Source organism: Helicobacter sp. T3_23-1056, from assembly GCF_053654535.1.
The window spans coordinates 1-426 of sequence record NZ_JBSIUU010000102.1; the positions used below are offsets into that span (position 1 = coordinate 1).

A 426-nucleotide genomic window follows, 5' to 3' on the forward strand; every position below is an offset into this window, starting at 1 on the left:
GTTCTAACTCTCCTTGCGGTATCAAAGGCACAAATCCACCACTTTTACATACACTCATAAACAAAAACAATGCAAATATATATTTTTTCATTTTTGACATTTATTTAAAGCCTCCAAAAATAAAAATTTTTTACTCGCACTCTTTGCAGTATTTTTTCATAACTTGCTCGACTTTATCTTGGTATTCTTTGGAGTCATAGACCATTCCTATACAAAAATACAAGTCTTTAAATTCCACATTTTTATCAATATAATCTCTCAATTCTGTCAACGCTTCCTCACCTCCAACATTCCGTAAAATAGCTTCTTGCTCGTTTAAGCGATTAGCTACCATAGTATTTCCGGGTATTTTTTTTGAATAGCCCAAACAATAATCAAGTCCCCAAAATCTATACAACTTTTTGCCCTCTTTTTTGTAGATTTCAA

At 31.9% G+C, this 426-nt stretch carries 1 pseudogene; it reads right to left on the reverse strand.

What is annotated here, in order from left to right:
- Nucleotides 1-130 precede the first annotated feature (130 nt).
- Nucleotides 131-426: pseudogene (locus tag ACWIUO_RS13890) on the reverse strand (hypothetical protein); the annotation flags it as partial.